The organism is Bradyrhizobium canariense (assembly GCF_018130465.1).
In the GTDB taxonomy this organism is placed as follows: Bacteria; Pseudomonadota; Alphaproteobacteria; order Rhizobiales; family Xanthobacteraceae; genus Bradyrhizobium; species Bradyrhizobium canariense_C.
On sequence record NZ_JAFCKJ010000005.1, the window covers coordinates 18,229 to 36,239 of the forward strand.

The window sequence follows — 18,011 nt, forward strand, 5'->3', positions numbered from 1 at the left end:
TCCGCAGAGCCGGGACCCAGAAAGCAACACCGACGGGAAGGAAAGATGGGCCCCGGCTCAGCAGCGCACCACTTCGTGCTGCGCCGCGTCCGGGGCACGAAACTCACCCTACCCCTTCGGCGCCTGCTTCTCCGACGCCGTCGCCGGCTTGCCCTTGGCGCCGGCGCCGGTCACGCGGACCTGGTCGCCGTCGGAAAGGCCGTCCGGTGGTGCCGTGATGACGCGGTCATCCGCTGCAATTCCCGAGGCGAGCTCGATCTCGCGGCCGAGGTCGCGGGCGATGGTTACGGGCTTGAACAGGACCTTGTCGTCCGGACCGACGGTCGCGACGCGCAGGCCGCTGCCATTGAAGATCAGCGCGCTGGCGGGAATGCTGAGCGGCGCGGTGTCGCGCTGCAGGCTGAGCTTCACGCTGGCGTAGCCGCCGGGCATCAGCTCGCCTGAGGAATTGTCGAGACCAAGTTGCATGCGCGTCGTGCCGGAGGCGACGTCAACCGCCTGTGAGGAGGCCTCCACCGTCGCCAGGAAGGTCCGGTTCGGATACTCCGGCAGCACGATGACGGCCTTGGCGCCGATCTTGATCGCCGGCACGTAGTTCTGGGGCACGTTGACGTAGACGCGCAGCTTGGTGATGTCGGAGACCACGAACATCGCCGGCCCCGAGCCGCCGCCCGCGTTGATCAGCGCACCGACGTCGGTGTCGCGCGCGGTGACGACGCCGTCGAATGGAACGGTGATCTTCTTGTAGCCGGCGAGCGCCTCGAGCCGCTCGACATTGGCCTGCCCCGAATGCACGGCGGCGTTCTTGTTGGAGAGATCGGCGGTGCGCTCGTCGATTTCCTGCGCCGAGACGAAGTTGGAGGCCACCAGCGTCTTGCGCCGGTTGAGCGTTGCCTCCGACAGCCTGGCGCTCGCCTGCTGGCTGGCCAGGTCGGCGCGCGCCTGCAAGAGCTGCTGATCGAGGTCGGGCGCCTCGATCTCGGCGATCACCTGACCGGCCTTGACGCGGGCGCCGATGTCGACGCTCCAGCTCTTCAGGTAACCCGACACGCGCGCGAAAATCGGTGCGCGGGAATAGGCTTCCAACCGGCCCGGCAGGTCGAGGCTGGTGTTGAGGGCCTTGGCGTTGGGCAGCGTCACCGCGACACTGGGAACGGCCTGTTCATCGGTCCATTCCTTCAGCTTGGAGCCCTGCTCCTCGCGGGCGCGGATGCCGGTGCCCACGACGAGGCCAGCCGCGATCAGCGCCACCACGCCGAAGATTCCCAGTTTCCGGTGCGACACCGGGGAGCGGGGTTCAGTGGGCGACATGCGGAGTCTCCAGGGAGGCGGCGGCTTTGGCGCCTTGCTTCTTGTGTACCATACTGAACACCACGGGAACAAACATCAGCGTGGCGAAGGTTGCAAAGATCAGGCCGCCGATCACGGCGCGGCCGAGCGGCGCATTCTGCTCGCCGCCCTCGCCGAGCCCCAGGGCCATCGGCGCCATGCCGATGATCATGGCGAGCGCGGTCATCAGCACCGGGCGGAACCGGACGAAGCCGGCCTCCAGCGCCGCGGCGATGGGGTCACCGAGCTCCTCGTAGCGCTCGCGGGCGAACGAGATCACGAGCACGCTGTTGGCGGTGGCAACACCCATGCACATGATGGCGCCGGTCAGCGCCGGCACCGACAGCGTCGTCTCGGTGGCGAACAGCATCCAGACGATGCCGGCGAGCGCGGCGGGCAGCGCCGTGATGATCACGAAGGGATCGGACCAGGACTGGAAGTTCACGACGATCAGGAAATAGATCAGGACGACCGCCCCGAGCAGGCCGAACAACAAGCCGGTGAAGGCGCTGTTCATGGTCTGCACCTGGCCGAGCAGCACCACGGAAGACCCTTTCGGCACCTCCTTGGCAGTGTCGGCGATCACCTGGCGGATGTCGGTCGCGACCGCACCGAGATCGCGGCCCGAGGTCGTGGCGAAGATCTGTACCATCGACTGGATGTCGTATTGCGAGACCACCGCGCTCGAGGTCGAGCGCTTGATGTCGGCGATGCCGCCGAGGATCGGCGACTGCGAATTGCCGGCGGCCGTGATCGGCAGCGTCTGCAGCGCGCTGAGCGAATCGATCTGGTATTGCGGCGTCTGCATCACGATCGAATAGGACACGCCGTTGTCCGGATTGAGGTAGTAGGTCGGCGCCACCTGCGAGGAGCCGGCAAGGTTGACCACGAGACTGTTGGTGACGTCGCGCTCGGTCAGGCCGACATATTGCGCGCGAGTGCGGTCGACATCGATGTTGAAGGTCGGATTGTTCGGCGACTGCTGGATGCGCGCATCCGCAACGCCGGGAATCCTGCGGACCTTGGCCAGCAGATTGTTGGCATACGCGAAGTTGGCGCTGAGATTGGCGCCGCGGATCTGCAGGTCGATCGGCGCCGGCGCGCCGAAGTTCAGGATCTGGCTGACGATGTCGGCGGGCAGGAAGGCGAAGCTGACGCCGGGGAACAGCCGCGGCAGTTGCTCACGCAGCACGCGCACATGCTCCTCGGTCGGCTTGTGGCCCTCCTTCAGCTTGATCTGGATGTCGCCATCCTGCGGGCCGATCACGCCGGTGTTGTTGTAGGTCATGTTGATGCCGGAGATCGGCATGCCGATGTTGTCGGTCAGCGTTTCGATCTCGCCCGGGATCAGCTTGCGGATCGCCTTCTGCACGTCGGCGAGCTGGTTCGCGGTCTCCTCCACGCGGGTGCCGACCTGGGTGCGGACGTGCATCAGGATGTTGCCGGCATCGACCGCGGGGAAGAAGTTGCGTCCGAGGAACGGCACCAGCGCGAAGGACGCGCCGACCACGCAGAGGAAGCCGATCACGAACACCGGACGGTGCGCGAGCCCGAGCCCGAGGAAATTGTGGTAGCCGCCGCGAATGCACTCGAAGCGAGCCTCGAAACCGCGCTGGAACCACACCAGGGGATTGCGCGACTTCGGCGGGCCGTCCTCGTGATGGACATGTGCCTGCAGCAAATAGTTCGCCATGGTCGGCACCAGCGTGCGCGACAGCAGGAACGACCAGATCATGGCGAACATCACCGCTTCCGCCATCGGCACGAACAGGAAGCGCGCCACGCCGGTGAGGAAGAACATCGGCACGAATACGATGCAGATGCAGAGCAGCGACACGAAGGCCGGCGTCACGATCTGGTTGGCGCCGTCGAGGATCGACTGCTCGACCGGCTTGCCCTGCTCCAGATGGTAGTTGATGTTCTCGATCGTGACGGTGGCGTCGTCGACGAGGATGCCGACCGCGAGCGCCAGGCCGCCGAGCGTCATGATGTTCAGCGTCTCGCCGATCGCCGCCAGCATGATGATGGCGCCGAGCACGGAGAGCGGGATCGAGACCGCGATGATGACGGTCGAGCGCCAGCTGCCGAGGAACAGCAGGATCATGACGCTGGTGAGCAGCGCCGCAATCACGCCTTCGAACGCGACGCCTTCGATGGCGCCGCGGACGAACACCGACTGATCGCCGATGAAGCCGATCTTGAGCGCGTCCGGCAGCTGGTCCTTGACGTCGATCACCTTCTGCTTGATGCCCGCGATGATGTCGAGCGTCGAGGTCGCGCCCGCCTTCAGCACCATCATCAGCACCGACCGGTTGCCGTCGACATGGACGATGTTGGTCTGCGGCGGGTTGCCGTCGCGCACGGTCGCGACGTCGCGCACATACACCATCGCGCCGTTGACGGTCTTGATCGGCAGATTGCCGAGCTCGTCGATCTTCAGCGGCGAGTTGTTGAGCTGGATGTTGTATTCGAACTGCCCGATCTTCTGGGTGCCGACCGGCGTGATCAGGTTCTGGGCCGCGAGCGCGTTGGCGACGTCCTGGCCGGACAGGCCCCTAGCCTGCAGCGCGGTCGGATCGAGGTCGATCTGGACCTGGCGCTGCTTGCCGCCGAACGGATACGGGATCGCCGCGCCGGGCACGGTGACCAGCGGCGTACGGAGCTGGTTGATGCCGATATCGGCGAGGTTCTGCTCGGTCAGCCCGTCGCCCGACAGCGCCACCTGGACGATCGGCACGGTCGAGGCGGAGTAGTTCAGGATCAAGGGCGGCGTCGCGCCAGGCGGCATCTGCTTGATCAGCGTCTGCGAGATCGCGGTGACCTGCGCGTTGGCGGTGCGGATGTCGACGTTCGGCTGGAAGAATATCTTGATGATGCCAAAGCCGTTATAGGAATTGGCGGTGATGTGCTCGATGTCGTTGACCGTCGTCGTCAGCGCTCGCTGGAACGGCGTGGTGATGCGGCCCGACATCTGGTCGGGCGGCAGGCCGGTGTATTGCCAGACCACGCCGATCACGGGGATGCGGATGTCCGGGAAGATGTCGGTCGGCGTCCGCAGCGCCGCCAGCGGTCCGATAATCAGAAGCAGGAGCGCGAGCACGACAAACGTGTAGGGCCGGCTCAAGGCAATACGGACCAGAGCAATCATTCGCCGGGAAATTCCAGGTCAAGCGAGGATACGGAATCCGCCCCCGCGGGGATCCCTTCCCCCCTTTACCCGAGCACCGCCGGAAACGCCAATCTCCGGCGACTTTCCGGCATTCACATCCCTGCTACCGCACTGCGGAACACGCACCACAGCCATGCGGCCGCCTGCCTCACGCGGCGCGGACCGAGTTCAGGAACTTGCCGACTTCGAGCTTGAGCAGGTTCGAGTCGCGCGACAGCATCTGCGCTGCCGACAGCACTTGCGAGGACGCCGAACCGGTCTCCGAGGCGCCGCGCTGGACATCGCTGACGTTGGACGAGACCTGCTGGGTCCCTTGGGCCGCCTGCTGCACGTTGCGGGCGATCTCGCGGGTGGCCGCGCCCTGCTCTTCCACGGCCGCCGCGATCGCCGAAGAGATTTCCGACAGGCGCGCGATGGTGGTGCTGATCGCGCCGATGGCGCTGACCGACTCCTGCGTCGCGGCCTGGATGCCGCCGACCTGCTGACCGATCTCGCCGGTCGCCTTCGCCGTCTGCTCGGCGAGCGCCTTCACCTCCGAGGCAACTACCGCGAAGCCGCGGCCAGCCTCGCCGGCTCGCGCCGCCTCGATCGTAGCATTCAGCGCCAAAAGATTGGTCTGGCCCGCAATGGCATTGATGAGTTCGACGACGTCGCCGATCCGCGACGCCGCACGCGACAATTCACTGACACGTTCGGTGGTGGTCTGCGCCTGGCTGACTGCCTCGCCGGCGATCCGGGCGGAGTCCTGCACCTGCCGGCTGATCTCGCGTACCGAGGACGACATCTCCTCGGCTGCCGACGCCACTGAATCAACATTGGTGGAAGCTTCCTCGGAGCCGGATGCCACCGCGGTGGCCAATTCCTGCGCCCGGTCCGCGGTCGAGGACAGAGTAGAGGCCGACGCCTCGAGTTCGGTCGCCGCCGACGACACGGTCTCGACGATTTCGCCGACCGCGGCCTCGAAGCCGTCGGCAAGCTTTGTCATGTCGGCCTTGCGCTGTCCCTCGGCGCGGCGCTGCACCGCTTGCACCTCGTCGCGGCTGAAGCGGACGATTGTCTGCACCGTCTGCAGGTTGCGCAGCGCCTCGCCGATCTCGTCGTCGCGCCGGATCAGGATGCGGTTGTCCAGCTTGTCCTGGACGAGGTTGACCAAGGTATCGTTGAGCTGCTGCATAGGCCCCTGAATGGCCCGCATGGTCGTAAGCCCGGCGAAGCCGAGGACGGCAGCGCCTGCGACGGCCAGCAGCGCCAAGCTCAGGCTGGTCGTACCGCCGGTCGAGAGCGCCCCGCCGATGCCAAGCGCAAGCACGAACAGCAGCTGGAGCACCATCGTGGTAACCAGGCGCGCCTTCAGCGTCCTGGTGAAGATCGCAATATGATCGAGCAGCGACCGGCGGCGGATGATGCCGGCGTCGACGCGATAGCCATGCGGCTTCTTCTCGCGAATCGCGGCGTAGACCTCTTCAGCCAGCTTGCGCTGGTCGGCCGGCAGCTTGGTGCGGATCGACGTGTAGCCCGTGACCTGGCCGTTCTCGCGAATGGGCGATGCCGTCGCCAGCACCCAGTAGAAGTCGCCGTTCTTGCGGCGGTTCTTCACCGCGCCGAGCCACGGCTTGCCCGCCTTGAGCGTGTCCCAGAGATTGTCAAACGCCTCCGACGGCATGTCGGGATGGCGGACGATGTTGTGCGGCTGGCCCATGAGCTCCGCGGACGTGAAGCCCGCGGCGGCAAGGAAGTCGTCATTGAAGTAAGTGAGCTTGCCCTTGAGGTCGGTCCTGGAGACGATCAGCGTTTCGTCGCTGACGGGATATTCGATTTCGGTGACGGGAAAATTCTTGCGCATCGGGGCCCCCAAAGACGGATTAGATATGAGATGATTCCAATCAGGGCTGCTACCGGCGGTCCTTGGGCTATTCTCGTAAGCCGAATTTAACTATCGATGAAACCGCGTCCCGTATGATTACGGGCACTCCCTCACGATGCTACCTGCAAGCGACATCAGGCTACCGGCGCAGCAAAAAAAGAGCGGCGCTTGCGGCGCCGCTCTTTCGTCGAAGGACGTCTTGACGCGGAAGTTCACGTCCAGGCGGACGTTGTTACGCCGCGCGAACGTTGGTCAGGAACTTGCTGACCTCGGTCTTGAGCCGGCCGGAGTCGTTGGACAGCATCTGCGCCGCCGACAGCACCTGCGAGGAGGCCGTGCCGGTCTCGGTTGCGCCGCGCTGCACGTCGGTGATGTTGGACGAAACCTGCTGGGTGCCCTGCGCCGCCTGCTGGACGTTGCGGGCGATCTCCTGGGTCGCCGCGCCCTGCTCTTCCACCGCCGCCGCGATCGCTGACGAGATCTCCGACAGACGCTCGATGGTCGACGATATCTCCTTGATGGCGCCGACCGAGTCGTTGGTCGCCGCCTGGATGCCGGAGATCTGCTGGCCGATCTCACCGGTCGCCTTCGCCGTCTGCTCGGCGAGCGCCTTCACCTCGGAGGCCACGACCGCAAAGCCGCGGCCGGCTTCGCCGGCACGCGCGGCTTCGATGGTCGCGTTCAGCGCCAGCAAGTTGGTCTGGCCGGCGATGGTGTTGATGAGCTCGACGACGTCGCCGATGCGGGAGGCCGCCTTGGAGAGCTCGCTGACGCGCTCGGTGGTGGAGCGCGCCTGGCCGACGGCATCGCCCGCCATCCGCGCCGATTCCTGCACCTGGCGGCTGATCTCGCTTACCGACGAAGCCATCTCCTCGGTCGCCGAGGCCACCGACTGCACGTTGGTCGAGGCTTCCTCCGACGCTCCGGCAACCGTGGTCGCCAGCCGCTGGGAGCGGTCGGCGGTCGATGTCAGCGTCGAGGCCGAGGCTTCGAGCTGGGTCGAGGCCGACGACACGGTCTGGACGATCTCGCCGATCATCGTTTCGAATTCGCGGGTGATGTTGTCGACGCGGCGGCCGCGCTCGATCTTGGCTTCGGCATCGGCGGCCGCAGCTTCGTCGGCGGCCTTCTTGGCGATCAGCGCCTCCTTGAAGATCTGGAGCACGTCGGCCATGGCGCCGATCTCGGTCTTCTCACCGCGATGCGGGACTTCGGCTGATAGCTCGCCCTTGCCCAACGCTTGCATCGGCTCGATGATCGAATTGATGCCGCTGGAGACGTCCTGGACGAGGTAGAAGCCGACGCCGATGCCGGTGATGACGGCGGCGCCGAGAATGATCGAGACCAGCATGAAAGCGAAGGAATAGCTGTCGGCGGCATCCTGGGCAGCCCGGTCGCCGCCCTTGGTGTTGAGCTCGATGTCCTTGCGCAAGACCTCATCGGCCTGCAGTCCGATCTTGTTGACCGTCTTGGTGTTCAGCTCGTGCGCCTCGTGCGGGATTTTTCCCGCTTCCTTACGCGAGAGCGCCATGACTTCCTGGGTGCCCTTTTTGTACTCGTCCCACAGCTTCGACCACTCGCTGTACATCGCCCGCTCTTCAGGCGAGCTAATCATGGGCTCGTAGAGCTGACGGAACTTGGTGTTGGCCTCGACCACGGTCGCCAGCGTCTTCTCCGACGCGAGCTTCTCTTCGAGAGTCTCCGACAGCATGTGCTCGCGGATCACGTTGCGGTAGGTGATCACGCCGGCGCGCAGATCGCCGAGCACCCGCACGCTTGGCAGCCAGCTCGTGGTGATGTCGACCGTATTGGCATTCATCGACCGCATCTTCATGACGGCGAGAACCCCCATGCCGGCCATCGCGACCAGCAGGAACGCCACGACACTGATGATCTTGGCACGGATGGAAATGGTGGCGAGCATAATCGGGTCTCTTTGTGCTGGAGCGGTGGCGCATCCGGAAGTTTTACGAATCAACCAAAGGGAGCAGCACCGACATCCAACACCAGAGCACCTGAGCAGATGTTAACTACGACTCCGTACGAGTACGAAGCCCGAAACAAATGAACATGGCGCTAAAAATGCTCTGCGCTCAGCGCATGAGCCCAAGCGCGTCGGAGAAAAACTCCGCGCCGCCGAAATTTCCGGACTTCAAAGCAAGCAACATGTCGCCTTTTTCAGCACCGACCGCGCGCAGCACCGGGACGCCCGCCGCGATCTCTACTCCCACGAGAAATCCGGGAATCTTCAACCGATCGACCACGGCGCCGGATGTCTCCCCGCCGGCAACGACCAGGCGCTTGACGCCGGCCTGAACCAGACCCTCGGCGATGTCGGCCATCGCCTGCTCGATGGCGTGACCGGCCGCGTCGCGGCCGTGGCGCGCCTGGAGCGCTGCGACCTGATCCGGCGTCGAGCTCGATGCGATCAGGACCGGACCGTCGGCCAGTCGCGGCTTCGCCCAGGCCAGCGCGCGCTGCGCCTCGTCCTCGCCCGTAGTAATACGGTCCGGATCGAGATGCAGCACCGGCATCATTCGTTCGGCATTCGCGATCTGCTGGAGCGTCGCCTGCGAGCAGCTTCCGGCAAGGCACGCCGCCGGTCCGCCGACGGCGGCGCCCGCGTCGCTGCCGGCCGCCGCCGATTTGACCTTGCCTGTCGAGACCAGCGCTCGCGCCAGCCCCAGACCCATGCCGGAGGCGCCGACCGACAGCCGATGCTGGGCAGCAACGAGTCCGATGGTCTCAAGGTCGCGATCGAAGACGGCGTCGATGATCGCCGCGCCAATGCCCTTGCCCGCAAGTTCGGCCAGCCGCGCCTGCACTGCATCCGCGCCGCGCGTGACGGTGGCGAGGTCGACGAGGCCGATTTGCGTCCTGCTCTGGCGCGCCAGCACGCGCACCAGGTTGGAATCGTGCATCGGGTTGAGCGGATGGTCCTTCAGCGGGCTCTCGTTCAGCGGCACGACGCCGACGAACAGATTGCCCTGGTAGACGGTGCGGCCGGTCTCCGGGAAGGCCGGCGTCACCAGCACGGCCGCCTCGCCGCAATCGGCGCGCAGCGCATCCATCACCGGGCCGATGTTGCCGGCATCAGTGGAATCGAAGGTCGAGCAGATCTTGAACAGCACGTGGCTTGCACCGCGGCCGCGCAGCCATGTCTCGGCCGCGCGCGAGCGCGACACGGCGAGGCCGGCCTCGATCGAGCGGCTTTTCAAGGACACCACGACGGCGTCGACTTCGGGCAGCGTAAGATCGTCTGCGGGCACGCCGATGGTCTGCACCGTGCGCAGGCCCGCGCGTGTCAGCGTGTTGGCGAGGTCGGAGGCGCCGGTGTAGTCGTCGGCGATGCAGCCAAGAGATAATTTCGCTGCAAGTGTCACGGCTTCACTCCCGCATAAGGCTTGAACCAGGCAAGGCCGTCGGTGGTCTTGCCGCGCGGATTATATTCGCAGCCGACGAAGCCGGCATAGCCGAGCCGGTCGAGTTCGGTGAACAGGAACGGATAGTTCAGCTCCTCGCCGTCAGGCTCGTTGCGCGAGGGGATGCTGGCGATCTGGATGTGACCGATGACCGGCATCATCTCGCGCAGCCGCATCGTGACGTCGCCATGGATGATCTGGCAGTGATAGATGTCGAACTGAAGCTTGAGGTTCGGAAGCCTCAGCTCCTGGATCAGGTCGCGCGCAAATCCGAAATCGTTGAGGAAATAGCCGGGCACGTTGCGCGCATTGATCGGCTCGAGCACGATGTCGATGCCGTGCGGCGCAAAGAACTCGGCGGCCCACGCCACCGATTTGTAGAACGCCTCGATGGCGACGCGCTCGCCACGGTTGGCGATGCCCGCCATCAAATGCAGCCGCTTGACGCCGGTCGCCTTGGCGTAGGGCAGCGCAGTCTCAAGGCTCGCCTTGAGCTCGGCGAATCGCGAGGGGAGCGCCGCAAAACCCTTCTCGCCCGCATTCCAGTCGCCCGGCGGCAGGTTGAACAGTGCCTGGGTCAAGCCGTTTCGCTTGAGCCGCTCGCCGACCGCCTCGGCCGGATGCTCATAGGGAAAGAGAAACTCGACGGCGGTGAAGCCGGCTTGCGCGGCGGCATCGAAGCGATCGAGGAACGGCACCTCGGTGAACATCATCGAGAGATTGGCGGCGAAACGGGGCATCGGAATCCTCTTGTCTATTTGTCGCCGGGCAGCTTGACGCCGGTCACCTGCGCATACATTCGCGCCACCGACGCATCGTCGTCGCGGCCCATGCCGGCGGCCGATGTCATCAGGAACATCTGAAGTGCCGCGGCTGAGACCGGAACCGGGAATCTGGCGCTACGCGCCATGTCCTGGATGATGCCGAGGTCCTTGACGAAGATCTCGACCGCACTGCGCGGCGTGTAATCGCCGTCGAGCACGTGCGGCATCCGGTTCTCGAACATCCAGGAATTACCGGCGGACGCCGTGATCACCTCATAGACCTTGCGGATGTCGAGGCCCTGCTTGGCCGCGAACGCGATCGCCTCGCTGGCGGCGGCGATGTGCACGCCGGCGAGCAACTGGTTGATCATCTTGAAGGCGGCGCCCTGCCCGGCGGCATCGCCTAGCTCGTAGAGCTTTGCGGCCATGGCATCGAGCGCGGGCCGCGCTTTCTCGAACGCAGCCGGACTGCCGGAGGCGAGAATCGTCAGCTCGCCCTGCGCGGCACGCTGCGCCCCGCCGGAGATCGGCGCATCCAGATAGTGCCGGCCGGTCGCTTCCAACTGCTTGGCGAGACGCCGCGCCACGTCGGGATCCATGGTCGCCGACGACAGGAAGACGCTGTCCTTGGGCATGGTTTCGGCGACGCCGTCCTTGCCGAACAGGATCGTCTCGGTCTGCGCGGCATTGACGACGACACTGACGACGATATCGGCGCCCTTGGCGGCTTCGGCCGGCGTCTTGGCGCCGGCGCCGCCGTCCGTCACGAAACGCGCGACCGCATCAGCCGAGACGTCGCAGCCGGTGACGATATGACCGGCCCGTTTCAGCGAGGTCGCCATGCCAAACCCCATCGAGCCGAGCCCGATGACGGCGATGCGCTGATTCTGTGACGTGGAGGCGGACATGCAACTCATCCTTGCGACGTTTCCCGGACGGCCGCCCTTTGCGGCAGCTTGGCAACCGAATAACACGGCTTGGCCGCGCTGCCAAAGCGTGAGACAAACGGACATGACGGCCATGAGCAACGAGACACGGCTGCGCGAAGACATTTGCCGCTTCGGACGGTCCCTGTTCGAGCGTGGGCTGACGCCCGGATCCTCCGGCAATATCAGCGTCAGGCTCGACGGCGGCGGCTGGCTGGTGACGCCGACCAATGCCTCGCTCGGCTTCCTCGATCCCGCAAAACTGTCGCGGCTGGACGATCAGGGCAGACTGGTTTCGGGCGATGCGCCGACCAAGGAAGTTCCGCTGCACACCGCGCTCTACGCCACGCGCGGGAGCGCAGGGGCGATCGTGCATCTGCACTCCACCCATTCGGTCGCGCTTTCGATGCTCCCGGAGATCGACCCGCACGCCGCGCTGCCGCCGATGACGGCCTATTATCTGATGAAATGCGGCGCCACCGCGCTCGTGCCCTATTACCGCCCCGGCGATCCTGCAGTCGCGGATGCGATCAGGGGACTGGCGGGGAAATACTCATCCGTGCTGCTCGCCAATCACGGCCCCGTCGTCGCCGGTGACACGCTGGAGGCAGCCGTGTTCGCGACCGAGGAGCTGGAAGAGACGGCGAAGCTGTATCTCCTGCTGCGCGGGCTGAACCCGCGCTATCTGTCGCCTGAGCAGGTGACGGATCTGGTGAAGGTGTTCGGGGTGGCGCTGCCGGAACATGGGCATGAGCATTGAGCCCGCATACTCCGCCGTCATCCTGAGGTGCGAGCGACGCGATGCAAAGCATCGCGCCGGGAGCCTCGAAGGATGGGCCACAGGCGCTCGCGGCTCATCCTTCGAGGCGCGCGAAGGGCGTGCACCTCAGGATGACGGTTGCGATTGTGGAGACGGTCCAGGCGGCTAAAGCCCCAGATACGCCTTGCGCACGTCCGGGTTGCCGATGATCTCGCTCGCTGCGCCCTGCATCAGCACGCGGCCGGTTTGCAGGATGTAGGCGCGGTCGGCGATCTCCAGGCACTCCGCCATGCGCTGCTCGACGATCAGGACGGTCATGCCGGCATCGCGAATGCGCTTCACGGCCTGGAAGATCTCGTCGACCAGCTTCGGCATGATGCCCTGTGAGGGCTCGTCCAGCATCAATAGCCGCGGGCGCGTCATCAGCGCGCGGCCGATCGCGAGCATCTGCTGCTCACCGCCGGAGAGCGTCTCGGCGCGCTGCTCGAGGCGTTCGGAGAGGCGCGGAAACAGGGTGAAGACGAGGTCGAGCGGCTCTTCGCGGTTCGCTTCGCCGCGATAGAGATAGCTGCCGAGGCGAAGATTGTCGCGCACCGACAGGCGCGGAAACAGCCGGCGGTTCTCCGGCACATAGGCGATGCCGGTGGCGGTGATGTGGTGCTGCGCCATGCCGTCGAGGCGCTTGCCGTCGAACGTCACGGTGCCCGAACGCGGGCGCTCGGCGCCGGCGATGGATTTCAGCAACGTCGACTTGCCCGCGCCGTTGGCGCCCGCGACGCAGACGATCTCGCCCTTCTGGACCTCGATCGAGACCGCGGAGATCGCGACCAGGCCCTGATAGGCGGTCGTGACTTCATGCACTGACAGCATGACGATCTCCCAGATAGGCCTTGATCACTTTGGGATCGCGGACGACGTCGGCGGGCTTGCCCTCGACCAGTACCTTGCCGAGGTCGAGCACGATGGCCCGGTCGACCAGCGGCATCACGATCTCCATGACATGCTCGACCATCAACACGGTGATGCCGGTGTCGCGCACCTTGCGCACCAGCGCGACGCCGGTCTGCGCCTCGGTCGGCGTGAGGCCCGTGAGGACCTCGTCGAGCAGCAGAAGTTTCGGTTCGGTCGCGAGCGCACGGGCGACTTCGAGGCGGCGTTTTTCGGCCGGCACGAGGTCGCTCGCGAGCACGTTGGCGCGCGCGGCAAGGCCGGTGAACTCCAGCACCTCATGCGCCTTGCGGCGTGCCTCGCGCATCACGGTGTTGCGCACCAGGGCGCCGACGATGACGTTGTCGATAACAGTCATGGTCTCAAAACTCTTGACGACCTGGAAGGTGCGCCCGACGCCGCGCTGGCAGCGCTCGGCCGCCGGCAACGCCGTGACATCCTCGCCGCCGAACCAGATCGAGCCCTGAGTCGGCGGCAGCACGCCGGCGATGAGATTGAACAGCGTCGACTTGCCGGCGCCGTTGGGGCCGATCAGGCCGACGATCTCACCGCGGCCGACCGAAATCGAGACGTCGCTGTTGGCGACGAGGCCGCCGAAACGCTGCCAGACGCCGCGGGTTTCAAGGAGCGGTGTCATCGCGTGGCCCCCTTCGCTTTTGTGCGCGAGAACAGGCTCACCAGACCCTGCGGCAGGGCCAACGAGATCAGCACGATCAGCGTCCCGTAGACGATGAGATCGACGCCGCGCCCGGAGCCGCCGATATAGGAGCGCGTCAGCTCCGTCATCGGGATCAGGATGGCCGCCCCTAACACAGGCCCCCAGAGGGTGCCGATGCCACCGAGCACGGCCGGGAGCGCCATCAGCAGCGAGAACTGGAATCCCATGACACTTTCAGGATCGATATAGGCGAGAAACTGCGCATAGAAGGCGCCGCCGATGGCAACGAGGAAGGCGGAGACGGCAGCCGCGCCCATCTTGGAGTTGAACACGACGACACCGAGGCTCTCGGCCGCTTCCGGATTATCCTTTACCGCGCGCCACCAGAAGCCCCATTTGGAGTCCTCCAGCCACCAGGTGACGAACCAGGCGAGGCTGCACAGCACCAGTGCGAAATAGAAGTACGGCAGCTTGCTGCGCATAAACTGGAATTTCAGCCAGCTGTCGCCGCGCATCGGAATGGTGATTCCCATCGCAGCGCCCGCCCATTCCCAGTTCTGGAACAGCAGCAGCCCGATCTCGGCGATGACGATGGTCGCGATCACGAAGTAATGGCCGCGCAGGCGGAAGAAGGGATAGCCCAGCCCCATCGCGATGATCGCCGCGATCACGCCGCCGGCGAGCATGCCGAACCAGGGCAGCACGCCGAACTTGGTGAACAGGAGCTCGGTGGTGTAGGCGCCGATGCCGAAATAGAGCGCATGTCCCAGCGAGATCTGCCCGCAATAGCCGGACAGAATGTTCCAGCTCTGCGACAGCGCCGCATACAGCAACGTCAGGATCAGGATGTTCTGGACGTAGACGTCCTTGATGACCAGCGGGGCGAGCGCCGCCAGTGCGGCCAGCACCGCGGCGATGACGAGGTCGCGGCGGCGCCGCGCTGTAAAATTCTTGTCCATCACATCGATCCGAACAGGCCGCGCGGCCGGATGAAGACGACCAGCAGGTAGACGGCGTAGATGCCGACCGATTTCAGCGACGGCGGCAGCACCAATGCGGTGGTGGCCTCGACGAGACCGACGATGATCCCGCCGGCGAAAGCGCCGAACACGCTGCCGAAGCCGCCGAGCGCCACCGTGACATAAGCGATCAGCGCAAAGGACGCGCCGACGTCGGGATAGATATAGAAGAAGCTTGCCATGATCGCTCCGGCGAGGCCGACCAGCGCGGCACCAAGCCCCCAGCCGAGTGCGAACACGCGATTCTTGTCGATACCGACGAGGGCCACCGCGCCGGGGTCTTCACGGGTGGCCTCCAGCGCGCGGCCGAAATCGGTGCGATGGATGAACAAATAGAGCCCGGCAAAGGCCAGGATCGAGACCAGTGCGCCGATCAGTTGCGGCGCCGGCAGGAAGATGCCGGCGATCGAGATGGTTTTGCCACCGACCCAGGACTGCGGAATGCTGCGATAGTCCGGCGTGAAGAAGAACTGCGCGAGGCCGCGCATGAGGATGGCAAGGCCGAAGGTGGTGAAGATCTGCACCATGCCGGCATTGGCCTTGGCCCGCATGGCAAAGCGTACAACGAGTAGATAGACCACCGCTCCGAACACGAACATTGCCGCGGCGACCAATGGCGCAGACAACAGGGGGTCGATGGCGAAGAATGCGAACAGGAAGAAGGACAGGTACATCGCGATCATCAGGAACTCGCCATGAGCGAAGTTCGTGACGTCCATCAGGCCGAAGATCAGCGCGAGGCCGACGGCAATCAGTCCGTAGAGCAGGCCCATGAGAAGGCCGCTCGCGAGACTCTGGATAATGGCTTGGGCTGTCAAAAGTCCGTCCCCCGAATTACACCCTCATCCTGAGGAGCGCGCACAAGCGCGCGTCTCGAAGGATGGCCCAGCCCTCGTCCTTCGAGACGCGGGCTGCGCCCGCTCCTCAGGATGAGGGCGGGAGCTACATTTGAGCTCCCGCTCTCCTAAATCTTACTTCATCGGCCAGATCGCCTCGGCGATCGCGGCCTGCGGCGGGAAGATGGTGACGAACTTGCCGCCGACATATTGCAGCAGCACCGGGTCGGCGTCGTTGTTCTGGCCCATCTCGTCGAACTTGACGCGCTTCCAGGGCATGATGGTCTGCTCGCCGGGGATGTCGGTGGCGGCCAGCGCGTCGCGGATCTTCTCGCCGTCGGTCGACTTGGCGCGGCTGATGGCATCCGCGAGGATGATCAGGCCCATGAACTGACGCGAGGTGAGATCGTTGAAATCCTTGCCCGACCGCGTCTTGAACATCTCGTTGATCTTGCCGACCATCGGGCGCTTCTGCGCGAGGTCGAGCGAGAAGGTGCCGCGCGAGATCACGCCTTCGAGCTTGTCGCCGACGGCGTCGTAGAGCGCCTTCTCGGAGAAGCCGGCGTCCTGCGCCACGATCGCGTTCGGCTTGTAACCGAGCTCGGCCATGGTCTTCACCAGCAGGATGCCGTCGGTGGTGTAGCTCGAGGGCATCAGCACGTCGGCATTCGCGCTCTTGAGCTGCTGCACCTCGGCCGAGAGCGAGGGCGAGTTGGCGCGGTACTTGATGTCGGTGACGATCTTGTAGCCGCGCTCGCCGGCGATCTTGGCCTGGGCGTTGCCGGAATCGGTGCCGAAGATGGTGTCTTCGTGGAACAGCGACAGCGTCTCGATCTTGGTGCCCTTCTTCTTCAAGGCGTCGAAGAAGTCGAACATCGCGGCCGAGTACATCTCGTCATGCGGCGCGGCGCGGAAGTAATATTTCAGGCCGCGGCGATGCAGGCTGGGCGAGGAATTGTCGGCGGAGACGAACGGGATCTGGTAGCGCTCGCAGATCTGGCTGACGGTGACGGCGACGGCGCTCTGATAGGTGCCGATGATGGCGGAGACCTTCTCCTGCGTGATCAGGCGCTCGGCTTCGGCGCGGCCCTTCTGCGGATCGGCCTGGTGGTCGGCGAACACGAGGCGAATCTTGGCGCCGCCGAGACCCGGCAGGCCCTCGCCCTTCGCCAACGGCAGGTCGAAATCGGTGTCCTTGTTGATGACCTCGAGCGCGGTCTCGTAGGCCTTCTGCGCGTCGACGCCCTGCTGCGCGCTACCGCCGGAGAACGGATAGATCACGCCGATCACGACTTCCGAAGTCTGTGCGCGCGCTGCCAGCGGCACCAGCGCGGCCGTAGCGGTGGCTCCCAACAATACGTCGCGGCGAGTGATCGTCATGGCAAAGTCCCCTGTTACTGAATTTCGGCTGATCGAATGAAGCGATTGATGGATGCGGTAAAGCCCGAAGAAGCAGCAAACGCTGCCCACTAAATCACGGCCATGGTCCTGTTCTTGAGATCCGTCACCAGCATCAGGCCCGGCGAATGCGTGATCGCGAACGGCAGCTTTGCGGCGTTGATGACCGATTGCGGCGTCACGCCGCAGGCCCAGAACACCGGGATCTCGTCGTCGGCGACCGGCACCGGATCGCCGTAATCGGGCTTGGCGATGTCCTTGATGCCGATCAGATGCGGATGGCCGAGATGCACGGGCGCGCCGTGCACGGCCGGATAGCGCGAGGTGATCTGCACCGCGCGGATCGCATCCGCCGGCTTGAACGGACGCATCGACACCACCATGGGACCGGCGAAGGGACCGGACTCGCCGCAGGCGATGTTGGTGCGATACATCGGCACGCGCACATTGTGCTCGATGTGGCGGATCGGCATGCCCTCGTCGAGCAGCGCCTCTTCGAACGAGAACGAGCAGCCGAGCACGAAGGTCACGAGATCGTCGCGCCAATGCTTCGTCACATCAGTCGGCTCGTCGACCACCTCGCCGTCGCGCCAGACGCGATAGCGCGGCACGTCGGTGCGGATGTCGAGATCGGCGCCCAGCGCCGGGATGTGCGGACTGCCGACATCGGACATCCCGATGATCGGGCACGGCTTGGGATTGAGCTGGCAGAAGCGGTGAAAGGCGCTGGCATGTTCCGCCGGCAGGATCGCCAGATTGCCCTGGACGAAGCCGGGGGCGACGCCGGCGGTGGAGGCGACCAGCCCCTCGCGATAGGCGAGCCGCGCCTTGCGGCTCGGGAGGGTGTCGGGCGTTTCAGTTTGCTGCACTGCCACCAAAACAGTCATGTGATCGACCTGCCTATAAACTCGACAAAGA

The 18,011-nt window shown here is 65.2% G+C and carries 14 protein-coding genes; 1 reads left to right on the top strand and 13 read right to left on the bottom strand.

Annotation, left to right across the window (positions count from 1 at the left end):
* Nucleotides 1–108: 108 nt before the first annotated feature.
* The 7 genes from JQ591_RS15735 to ltnD form a co-directional block, all read right to left on the bottom strand.
* Entirely contained in the window at nt 109–1,311 is a 1,203-nt protein-coding gene (locus JQ591_RS15735) for an efflux RND transporter periplasmic adaptor subunit (protein WP_211396927.1), read from the bottom strand.
* Nucleotides 1,298–4,477, bottom strand: coding sequence for an efflux RND transporter permease subunit (locus JQ591_RS15740; protein ID WP_211396928.1), 3,180 nt, complete (start codon nt 4,475–4,477; stop codon nt 1,298–1,300). Before JQ591_RS15740 ends, JQ591_RS15735 begins: the two co-directional genes overlap by 14 nt.
* Nucleotides 4,478–4,646: 169 nt before the next feature.
* Nucleotides 4,647–6,341: a methyl-accepting chemotaxis protein gene (locus tag JQ591_RS15745; RefSeq protein WP_211396929.1), complete on the bottom strand. Its 1,695-nt coding sequence runs from the start codon at nt 6,339–6,341 to the stop codon at nt 4,647–4,649.
* Between the two features lie 253 nt (nt 6,342–6,594).
* A complete protein-coding gene (locus tag JQ591_RS15750; RefSeq protein ID WP_211396930.1) occupies nt 6,595–8,286 on the bottom strand; it encodes a methyl-accepting chemotaxis protein in 1,692 nt (563 codons plus the stop codon).
* A 169-nt stretch (nt 8,287–8,455) separates the two neighbouring features.
* Nucleotides 8,456–9,745: a 3-oxo-tetronate kinase gene (otnK, locus tag JQ591_RS15755; RefSeq protein ID WP_211396931.1), complete on the bottom strand. Its 1,290-nt coding sequence runs from the start codon at nt 9,743–9,745 to the stop codon at nt 8,456–8,458.
* A complete protein-coding gene (otnI, locus tag JQ591_RS15760) occupies nt 9,742–10,524 on the bottom strand; it encodes a 2-oxo-tetronate isomerase (RefSeq protein ID WP_211396932.1) in 783 nt (260 codons plus the stop codon). The genes otnK and otnI overlap by 4 nt, the downstream gene beginning before the upstream one ends.
* Before the next feature lie 14 nt (nt 10,525–10,538).
* Nucleotides 10,539–11,456, bottom strand: coding sequence for an L-threonate dehydrogenase (ltnD, locus tag JQ591_RS15765; RefSeq protein ID WP_211396933.1), 918 nt, complete (start codon nt 11,454–11,456; stop codon nt 10,539–10,541).
* A 103-nt stretch (nt 11,457–11,559) separates the two neighbouring features.
* On the opposite strand from ltnD, the gene JQ591_RS15770 reads away from it, so the two are divergent.
* A complete protein-coding gene (locus JQ591_RS15770; protein ID WP_211396934.1) occupies nt 11,560–12,234 on the top strand; it encodes an aldolase in 675 nt (224 codons plus the stop codon).
* Between the two features lie 165 nt (nt 12,235–12,399).
* On the opposite strand, the gene JQ591_RS15775 is transcribed toward JQ591_RS15770, so the two are convergent.
* The 6 genes from JQ591_RS15775 to JQ591_RS15800 form a co-directional block, all read right to left on the bottom strand.
* The gene (locus JQ591_RS15775) at nt 12,400–13,104 is read right to left on the bottom strand and encodes an ABC transporter ATP-binding protein (RefSeq protein ID WP_211396935.1); all 705 of its coding nucleotides are present in this window, start codon (nt 13,102–13,104) and stop codon (nt 12,400–12,402) included.
* Nucleotides 13,088–13,819, bottom strand: a complete 732-nt coding sequence (locus tag JQ591_RS15780) for an ABC transporter ATP-binding protein (protein ID WP_211396936.1) — start codon at nt 13,817–13,819, stop codon at nt 13,088–13,090. The genes JQ591_RS15775 and JQ591_RS15780 overlap by 17 nt, the downstream gene beginning before the upstream one ends.
* Nucleotides 13,816–14,799, bottom strand: coding sequence for a branched-chain amino acid ABC transporter permease (locus JQ591_RS15785; protein ID WP_211396937.1), 984 nt, complete (start codon nt 14,797–14,799; stop codon nt 13,816–13,818). The genes JQ591_RS15780 and JQ591_RS15785 overlap by 4 nt, the downstream gene beginning before the upstream one ends.
* Nucleotides 14,799–15,677, bottom strand: coding sequence for a branched-chain amino acid ABC transporter permease (locus JQ591_RS15790; protein ID WP_211396938.1), 879 nt, complete (start codon nt 15,675–15,677; stop codon nt 14,799–14,801). Before JQ591_RS15790 ends, JQ591_RS15785 begins: the two co-directional genes overlap by 1 nt.
* 153 nt (nt 15,678–15,830) lie before the next feature.
* Nucleotides 15,831–17,075, bottom strand: coding sequence for an ABC transporter substrate-binding protein (locus tag JQ591_RS15795; protein WP_211396939.1), 1,245 nt, complete (start codon nt 17,073–17,075; stop codon nt 15,831–15,833).
* A gap of 89 nt (nt 17,076–17,164) precedes the next feature.
* Nucleotides 17,165–17,980, bottom strand: a complete 816-nt coding sequence (locus JQ591_RS15800; protein WP_211396940.1) for a putative hydro-lyase — start codon at nt 17,978–17,980, stop codon at nt 17,165–17,167.
* Nucleotides 17,981–18,011 lie beyond the last annotated feature (31 nt).

What these genes read in the sequence shown, in the direction of transcription:
- JQ591_RS15735 (WP_211396927.1), bottom strand. Translation starts at nt 1,311, where the DNA reads ATGTCGCCCACTGAACCCCGCTCCCCGGTGTCGCACCGGAAACTGGGA.
- JQ591_RS15740 (WP_211396928.1), bottom strand. Translation starts at nt 4,477, where the DNA reads ATGATTGCTCTGGTCCGTATTGCCTTGAGCCGGCCCTACACGTTTGTC.
- JQ591_RS15745 (WP_211396929.1), bottom strand. Translation starts at nt 6,341, where the DNA reads ATGCGCAAGAATTTTCCCGTCACCGAAATCGAATATCCCGTCAGCGAC.
- JQ591_RS15750 (WP_211396930.1), bottom strand. Translation starts at nt 8,286, where the DNA reads ATGCTCGCCACCATTTCCATCCGTGCCAAGATCATCAGTGTCGTGGCG.
- otnI (WP_211396932.1), bottom strand. Translation starts at nt 10,524, where the DNA reads ATGCCCCGTTTCGCCGCCAATCTCTCGATGATGTTCACCGAGGTGCCG.
- ltnD (WP_211396933.1), bottom strand. Translation starts at nt 11,456, where the DNA reads ATGTCCGCCTCCACGTCACAGAATCAGCGCATCGCCGTCATCGGGCTC.
- JQ591_RS15770 (WP_211396934.1), top strand. Translation starts at nt 11,560, where the DNA reads ATGACGGCCATGAGCAACGAGACACGGCTGCGCGAAGACATTTGCCGC.
- JQ591_RS15775 (WP_211396935.1), bottom strand. Translation starts at nt 13,104, where the DNA reads ATGCTGTCAGTGCATGAAGTCACGACCGCCTATCAGGGCCTGGTCGCG.
- JQ591_RS15780 (WP_211396936.1), bottom strand. Translation starts at nt 13,819, where the DNA reads ATGACACCGCTCCTTGAAACCCGCGGCGTCTGGCAGCGTTTCGGCGGC.
- JQ591_RS15785 (WP_211396937.1), bottom strand. Translation starts at nt 14,799, where the DNA reads ATGGACAAGAATTTTACAGCGCGGCGCCGCCGCGACCTCGTCATCGCC.
- JQ591_RS15795 (WP_211396939.1), bottom strand. Translation starts at nt 17,075, where the DNA reads ATGACGATCACTCGCCGCGACGTATTGTTGGGAGCCACCGCTACGGCC.
- JQ591_RS15800 (WP_211396940.1), bottom strand. Translation starts at nt 17,980, where the DNA reads ATGACTGTTTTGGTGGCAGTGCAGCAAACTGAAACGCCCGACACCCTC.